Origin of the sequence: Sporichthya sp., assembly GCF_013815995.1 — a bacterium.
Taxonomy (GTDB): Bacteria; Actinomycetota; Actinomycetes; order Sporichthyales; family Sporichthyaceae; genus Sporichthya.
This window is the reverse complement of sequence record NZ_JACDFE010000231.1, coordinates 1-7,163: the sequence shown is the minus strand read 5'-3', so window position 1 is coordinate 7,163 and position 7,163 is coordinate 1. Positions and strand designations below refer to the sequence as shown.

The following is a 7,163-nucleotide window of genomic DNA, read 5'->3' as shown; positions in this document are numbered from 1 at the left end:
GCGTAGAGCTCGGGCCAGGTCGCCGCCGGCCGGTTCGGCAACCGCAGCGAGCCGAGGTAGCCGTCGCCGGTGCCGCCGAAGTGCTCCGCGCCGTGGGCGTGGGTCGCGGCCAGGGCGCGGCCGAACTCGTCGGCGGCCGCGGGGGTGGGCCGGCCGGGTTCGACCCACTCCAGGACCAGCGCGCCGTCGGTCACCGCGAGCACCTCGGGCACCGGCGCTCCGCCGGCGGCGCCGAGCCGGGCCAGACCTTCGGCCTCTGTGCGGAAGAAATCGGCCGGGGCCCCAGGTCGGGTCTTGGCGAACACCACCCGGCCATCGGCCAACGTCAGCCGGCTCGCCTCACAGATGTCCCCACCGCCGACCCCGGCGGAGTCCACCACCGCGGACCCCAACGCGTCCGCCAGGTTCGCTGCGGATGACATCCCTAGTGACCTCTCGCTGCGGATGTCATCCGGGGTTGAGCCGCTGCGGATGTCATCCGTTGAGCTTGTCGCGCAGCTCGGCGACCAGGCCGTCGCAGGCGCGCTCGACCTGGGCGAGCACGAGCTGGAAGCCGTCGTCGCCGCCGTAGTAGGGGTCAGGCATGTCGAGGTCGCCCTTCGCGGTCGGGTCGTAGGAGCGCAGCATCCGCACCCGGTCGCCGATCTCGGCCTCGGGGGCGATCCGGCGCAGGTCGCGGAGGTTGTTCGCGTCCATCGCGATCACCAGGTCGTAGTCCTCGTAGTACCGGGTGACGAACTGCCTGGCGGAGTGCTCGTCGTCGTACCCGGCGGCCCGCAGGGTGGCCCGCGCGCGATGGTCCGCGCCGTCGCCGACGTGCCAGCTGCCGGTGCCCGCGCTCTCGACGACGACGTCGCCACCCAGCCCCGCCGCCTCGAGCTTGGAGCGCAGCACCGACGCCGCGATCGGCGAGCGGCAGATGTTGCCCAGGCACACCATGCACACGCGGAAGGTCATGGGCTCATCCTCGCCGGGTAGGGTCGCGAGTACATACGCGGGAGCTCGGGCCACCGGGCTGAGAGGGCAGCTCGACGCGCTGCCGACCGCCTGAACCTGACCGGGTAATTCCGGCGTAGGGAGCTCGTCTTGTCCATGACCATGGAACCGCCCGTCACCGCCACGGCCGCTGAGAACACTGAGGCCGAGGATGCCCCGAAGGCCTTCCGCAAGACCTACCTGCAGGGCTCGCGCCCGGACCTCCAGGTCCCGATGCGCGAGGTGTCGCTGACCAACGGGGACTCGATCGTGCTTTACGACACCTCCGGCCCGTACACGGACACCGCCGTGACCACGGACATCACCCGCGGCCTGGACCCGGTGCGCGCGGGCTGGATCCGCGAGCGCGGTGACGTCGCCGAGTACGACGGCCGTCCGATCCACGCCGTCGACGACGGCTACAAGGACGACCTGCGCCGCGAGGCCGGTCTGCGCAACCTTGACGCCGTCTTCGCCGGTCGCGGCGAGCGCCGGCCGCTCAAGGGAACCGGCAAGCCGGTCACGCAGCTGTTTTACGCGCGGCAGGGCCTGATCACCCCGGAGATGGAGTTCGTCGCGATCCGCGAAGGTTGCGAGCCCAGCTTCGTGCGCGACGAGATAGCCCGCGGCCGCGCGATCCTGCCGGTGAACGTGAACCACCCGGAGAGCGAGCCGATGATCATCGGCCGCAACTTCCTGGTGAAGATCAACGCGAACATCGGCAACTCTGCCGTCGCCTCCTCCATCGAGGAGGAGGTCGACAAGATGACGTGGGCGACCCGCTGGGGCGGCGACACCGTCATGGACCTCTCGACGGGCCGCAACATCCACACCACCCGCGAGTGGATCATCCGCAACTCCCCGGTCCCGATCGGCACCGTGCCGCTCTACCAGGCGCTGGAGAAGGTCGACGGCAAGGCCGCCGAGCTGACGTGGGAGATCTACCGCGACACCCTGATCGAGCAGTGCGAGCAGGGCGTCGACTACTTCACCGTGCACGCAGGCGTGCGGCTCGCGTACGTGCCGCTGACCGCGAAGCGCAAGACGGGCATCGTCTCCCGCGGTGGCTCGATCATGGCCGCGTGGTGCCTGGCCCACCATCAGGAAAGCTTCCTCTACACGCACTTCGAGGACATCTGCGAGCTGCTCGCGCAGTACGACGTCTCGTTCTCCCTCGGCGACGGTCTGCGCCCGGGTTGCACCGCGGACGCCAACGACGCCGCGCAGTTCGCCGAGCTGCGGACCCTCGGGGAGCTCACCGAGGTCGCGTGGCGGCACGACGTCCAGGTCATGATCGAGGGCCCAGGCCACGTCGCGATGAACAAGATCAAAGAGAACATGGACCTCCAGTTGGAGATCTGCAAGGAGGCGCCGTTCTACACGCTCGGCCCGCTGGTCACCGACATCGCGCCGGGCTACGACCACATCACCTCCGCGATCGGTGCGGCCATGATCGGCTGGTTCGGCACGGCGATGCTCTGCTACGTCACGCCTAAGGAGCACCTGGGCCTGCCGAACCGGGACGACGTGAAGACCGGCGTCATCACCTACAAGATCGCCGCGCACGCCGCCGACCTGGCCAAGGGCCACCCGGGCGCAAGCGCGTGGGACGACGCACTGTCGGAAGCGCGCTTCGACTTCCGGTGGGAGGACCAGTTCAACCTCTCGCTGGACCCCGTGACCGCGCGCAGCTTCCACGACGAGACGCTGCCGGCGACGCCGGCCAAGACCGCGCACTTCTGCTCGATGTGCGGCCCGCACTTCTGCTCGATGCGGATCACCCAGGACGTGCGCAAGTACGCCGAGGAGCACGGGCTTAACGACGACACCGCGATCGAAGCCGGCATGGCCGAGATGTCGGCGCAGTTCCGGGCCAAGGGCGACAAGGTCTACCTGCCGATCATCGACTTGCCGAAGGACTGACCTCAGGGCCTGACTTGGGGCACGACGAAGGGCCCCGCCGCGCATGATGCGGCGGGACCCTTCGCGTCCGCTCTACTTCCCGGTGATGTTCTTGGCGGCGTCCTTGACGTTCTCGCCGGCCTTCTTGATGCTGGCCTTGGCCTGGTCGCCCTTGCCCTCGGCCTCAGTGTCCTTGTCGCCGCCCAGACGGCCGACGGCCTCCTTGGCCTTGCCGGCCATGTCGTCGACGGCGTTGCTGATCTTGTCGGTGCCACCCATGGTGGGCTCCCTCCTCGTCGCGCCGGGCGGGTTCTCGGCGCACTGAGGAACTGCCCGACGCGGGCGGGCTCACTCGACCGTCAGTCGATGACCTTCCCCACAAGGCTCAACGGCCAGCTCACCAGCGTGACCACCAGGGCACCGAACAGGGCGGAACCGAAGTCCTCCACGTGGAACGGCACGTTGAGGGCGTCCGAGATCGCGCTGGTCAGGAGCAGCATCAGGGCGTTGATCACGAAGATGAACAACCCGATGGTGACCACGATCAGCGGTAGCCCGATCAAGGTGGCGATCGGCTTCACGATGGCATTCACCGTGGCGAAGATCGCGGCGACGATCAGCAGCATGACGGCCCGATCGCCCCAGGAGCCCCGTCCGTCGTCCGACCCCTTGTTCAGCTCGATCCCGCCGACCACCGCGGCGGCCACCCACAAGGCCGCGGCGTTGATGCCCAGGCGGATCGCCAGGTCCTTCATGTCGAGTGCTCCATGACGTGCATCGTGCCACGTGAGCGGAGCCACACCCGGGACGCGGGTTTGGGCCGCTCCGTCCCGGCCATGACGCTGTGCATCGTCCATCAGGGGCTCGCCACCGCCGGTTGAGCTCCCCGATCTGAGCCGGCCGGGCGGGTAGCTTCGCCTCCATGACGGGGCCGCGGCTACGGCAGGCGATCGAGGGCATTCCTGGTTACAAGCCCGGGCGGGTGCCTGCGGGCGGGGCGGCGTTCAAGCTGTCCTCGAACGAGAACCCCTACCCGCCGTTGCCGGCAGTGCTCGAGGTGCTGGCCTCGGCCGCGGAACAGATCAATCGCTACCCCGACCTCGCGGCCACCGCCCTGGTCAACGCCCTGTCGGAGCGGTTCGGCGTCCCGGTGGGGGACATCGCCACCGGAACCGGCTCGGTCGGAGTCGCCCAGCAGCTCCTGCAGGCGACCACCGGCCCGGGCGACGAGGTGCTCTTCGCCTGGCGGTCCTTCGAGGCCTATCCGATCCTGGTCCAGATCGTCGGGGGCACCTCGGTACGCGTCCCGCTCACCCCGGAAGGGCGGCACGACCTGCCGGCGATGGCGGCCGCCGTGACCGAGCGGACCAGGCTGATCTTCCTGTGCAGCCCGAACAACCCCACCGGGCCGGCGATCCGCGGGGCCGAACTCGACGCATTCCTGGACGCGGTGCCGACCGACATCCTGGTGGTCCTGGACGAGGCCTACCGGGAGTTCGTCACCGACCCGGAGGTTCCGGACGGCCTGGACCTGTACCGGGCCCGGCCCAATGTCGCCGTGCTGCGCACCTTCTCCAAGGCCTACGGACTGGCCGGGCTGCGGGTCGGTTACGCCATCGCCCCCGCGCGGGTGGCCGCCGCCGCCCGCGCCTGCGCCGTGCCGTTCGGGGTCTCCACGCTCGCCCAGGCGGCGGCGGTGGCCTCTCTCAAAGCGGAGGACCAGCTGCGGGCCCGGGTGGCCGACCTGGTCACGGAGCGTGCCCGAGTGGTGGGCGAATTGCGGGCACATGGGTGGGTTTTACCGGAAACGCAAGGAAATTTCGTTTGGCTGCCCCTGGGGGCGGGCAGCATGCGATTCGCATCGGAGTGCGAAGTGGCCGGTGTGATGGTCCGTCCCTTCGACCTTGAGGGGGTGCGGATCACTGTCGCCACAGCCGAGATCGACGACAAATTTCTTGCCGTCGCCGCCCGCCCTCGGTGATACGCGTGGGGTCGTTGCTCCAAAAGAGTTACACGGTGCAATCGGGATCGGCGCACCGAGCGCGAACACGCCGAGCATTAGGCCAAATTGATCACGGAGCGAAATTAATTGGACACAACGCGGCGTGACGATGAACACGTCTCACGTCACGTAACGGAGCCAGTTCCGGTAAGGGCGCAGGTGAGCGCAATGATCCGGAAGCTTCTCGTGATCGGCCTATGTCACGTTGTGTGACAGACATTTCTCAAGAGCCAGTTTTGGCCGATTCTGCACGGGCGTGCCCCCTGTCGAACTGGTAGAAACAGGCGGCACGACACGGGGCTTCAGGACGTCGGCCGCACTTGGCGACGCCGCGACTTTGATGAGGTTTAAGATGCGAGTTCGTTCTGTTGTTGGACCCACCGGGCGCCATCGCTCGGGCGCGTCCGGCATGACGCCGACAGTACGTCGCGTCACGTTGGCGTGCGCGGCGGGCGTCGGGATCGTCGTGCTGCAGGCCGCCGGTGTCGCCACGACCGCGCAGGCCTCCTCCGCTCCCGCCGGGGCGGCCGCCAAGGACTTGACTGCGCGATCCGGCCTGGCGATCACGTTCATGGGCAACGCGCCCGTGGTGCCGGCCGAGGAATCGCACGAAACGGTCGCCACTCCGTTCTCCCCGGTTAAGAAGGAGAACCTGATTGACGGCCTCGACATCGATCTCTCGCCGCTTCTGGGCGAGCTCGACGAGGACGACGAGGACGAGCTCATCGGGCTGGGTCACCTGATTGACCTCGCCGAGCCCGGTGAGGGCGACCCGGAGGGCGACGGCAGCATCCTGAGCATCCTCGGCGAGCCGCACACCGACGGCAACAACTCCGGCGGCGACGGCGGTGTCCTCGACATCGTCGACGGCGGCCACATCCAGGGGACCGGCTCGGGCGGCGACTCCAACCCGGTCGCGATCGGCGGCAACGGCGAGGGCGGTGGCGACGACTCCGTGGCCCCGCGCGTCAACACTGCCGGTATCGACGTGCTCGGCCTGGTCATGCTCGGCGACGGCACCAATGAGTCCCCGATCCAGATCGGCGAGGACGGCAGCGACGGCGAAGGCTCCGTCATCTCCATCGGCAACGGTGGCGACGGCCCGCTCAGCAACGCTCGCGTTGCCACGGCAGGCGACGACCCCGGCGCACTGATCAACCTCGGCAACGGTGGCGACGAGGGCATCCTCGCCAACGCCGGCGGCGACGGCTCGATCCTGAACATCGGTGAGGGTGCGGACGGCGGCGCCAGCGACTCGGCTGACGGAGGGAACGGCGGCGCGATTTCCGTGCTCAACGTCGTCACCTTCACGCCGAAGGACGGCAAGCTGATCACGCTGCTCGACAAGGACGACCCGAGCGGCCCGAACGACGACGTCACCGCCGCCTCGCTCGGCGGGGGCCGGATCAGCGCTGACGACGGTGGCCTGCTCGGCACCGGCCTCCTCGAGGACGGCCTGATCGCTATCGCGAACGGTGGCGACGGCTCGACGATCGACAACGGCAAGCCCGGCCCCGGTGGGGACGGCGCGCTGCTCAACCTGGGCAACGGCGGCGACGGCGGCCAGGTCGGCCCCGGCGTCGGTGGCGACGGTGGCCTGATCGCGCTGATCAACGGCCCGCTGCGCAAGGGCTCTCTGCCCGGCGCCAGCGTCCCGACCGCGGGCGGCGACGGCAACATCCTGTCCATCCTCGACATCGAGCAGGACAACCCGGAGAACTCCGGCGGCGACGGCACCCTGGTCACGGTCCTCACCGGTGGCAGCCAGGACGTCGTGGCTGAACTCCTCGACGCTGTCGGCGAGGTGGTCGAGGAGGTCGTGGACGGCGTCGGCCTGCTGCTCGACGACATCGTGAACGCCGACTTCGGCGAGGAGCTCAACGAGACCGTCGACACCCTGCTCGACGCCCTCAGCGACGCGCTCGACCTGGGCAGCGTCAGCGCCTCGGCTCCGGCTGAGGACGACCCGGTCGGCGGCGAGGGTGGCGTGGCCACCATCGCGCAGCTCGCTCCCGGTGGCGGCAAGGGCGAAGGCTCGGGCGGCGACGGTGGCCTGACCGCCATCCTCAACCTGGAGCCCAAGGAGCAGAAGAGCGACGGGTCCGGCGGCGACGGCGGCATCCTGAACCTGCTCAACAACCCCGGCGGTCGCGAGTGGACCAACGCGAGCCTTCAGACCTCGGGTGAGAACCCGGGCGACGACCTGCTCCCGGCGGCCCCCGGCGACGACGGCCCGCAGGGCGGCAACGGCGGCAACGGCGCGGTCGGCAACGTCGGCAACGGC

6 protein-coding genes, 1 pseudogene and 1 riboswitch are annotated in these 7,163 nt (G+C 69.3%); of the genes and pseudogenes, 3 read left to right on the top strand and 4 right to left on the bottom strand.

What is annotated here, in order from left to right:
• The coding region (locus H0X00_RS19930) for a fructosamine kinase family protein (RefSeq protein WP_293774213.1) at positions 1-422 on the bottom strand (422 nt) is incomplete at its 3' end.
• 52 nt (positions 423-474) lie between these two features.
• Complete coding sequence (locus H0X00_RS19925) at positions 475-957, bottom strand: low molecular weight protein-tyrosine-phosphatase (protein ID WP_293774212.1); 483 nt, start codon at positions 955-957, stop codon at positions 475-477.
• 27 nt (positions 958-984) lie between these two features.
• A riboswitch (TPP riboswitch) is annotated at positions 985-1,096 on the top strand.
• Between H0X00_RS19925 and thiC the strand changes: the two genes are divergently transcribed.
• A complete protein-coding gene (thiC, locus tag H0X00_RS19920; protein ID WP_293774211.1) occupies positions 1,093-2,898 on the top strand; it encodes a phosphomethylpyrimidine synthase ThiC in 1,806 nt (601 codons plus the stop codon). Its footprint overlaps the riboswitch before it by 4 nt.
• A 72-nt stretch (positions 2,899-2,970) precedes the next feature.
• Here the strand turns inward: thiC and H0X00_RS19915 are convergent, their stop codons facing one another.
• Positions 2,971-3,156 carry a CsbD family protein gene (locus tag H0X00_RS19915; protein ID WP_293774210.1) on the bottom strand — a complete coding sequence of 62 codons (186 nt, stop codon included), beginning with the start codon at positions 3,154-3,156 and terminating at the stop codon, positions 2,971-2,973.
• An 80-nt stretch (positions 3,157-3,236) separates the two neighbouring features.
• Positions 3,237-3,632: a phage holin family protein gene (locus H0X00_RS19910; protein WP_293774209.1), complete on the bottom strand. Its 396-nt coding sequence runs from the start codon at positions 3,630-3,632 to the stop codon at positions 3,237-3,239.
• 167 nt (positions 3,633-3,799) lie between these two features.
• On the opposite strand from H0X00_RS19910, the gene hisC reads away from it, so the two are divergent.
• Together hisC and H0X00_RS19900 are read left to right on the top strand one after the other, a co-directional pair.
• A complete protein-coding gene (hisC, locus tag H0X00_RS19905) occupies positions 3,800-4,858 on the top strand; it encodes a histidinol-phosphate transaminase (RefSeq protein WP_293774207.1) in 1,059 nt (352 codons plus the stop codon).
• A gap of 430 nt (positions 4,859-5,288) precedes the next feature.
• Positions 5,289-7,163 (top strand): annotated as a pseudogene (locus H0X00_RS19900) (hypothetical protein); the annotation flags it as partial.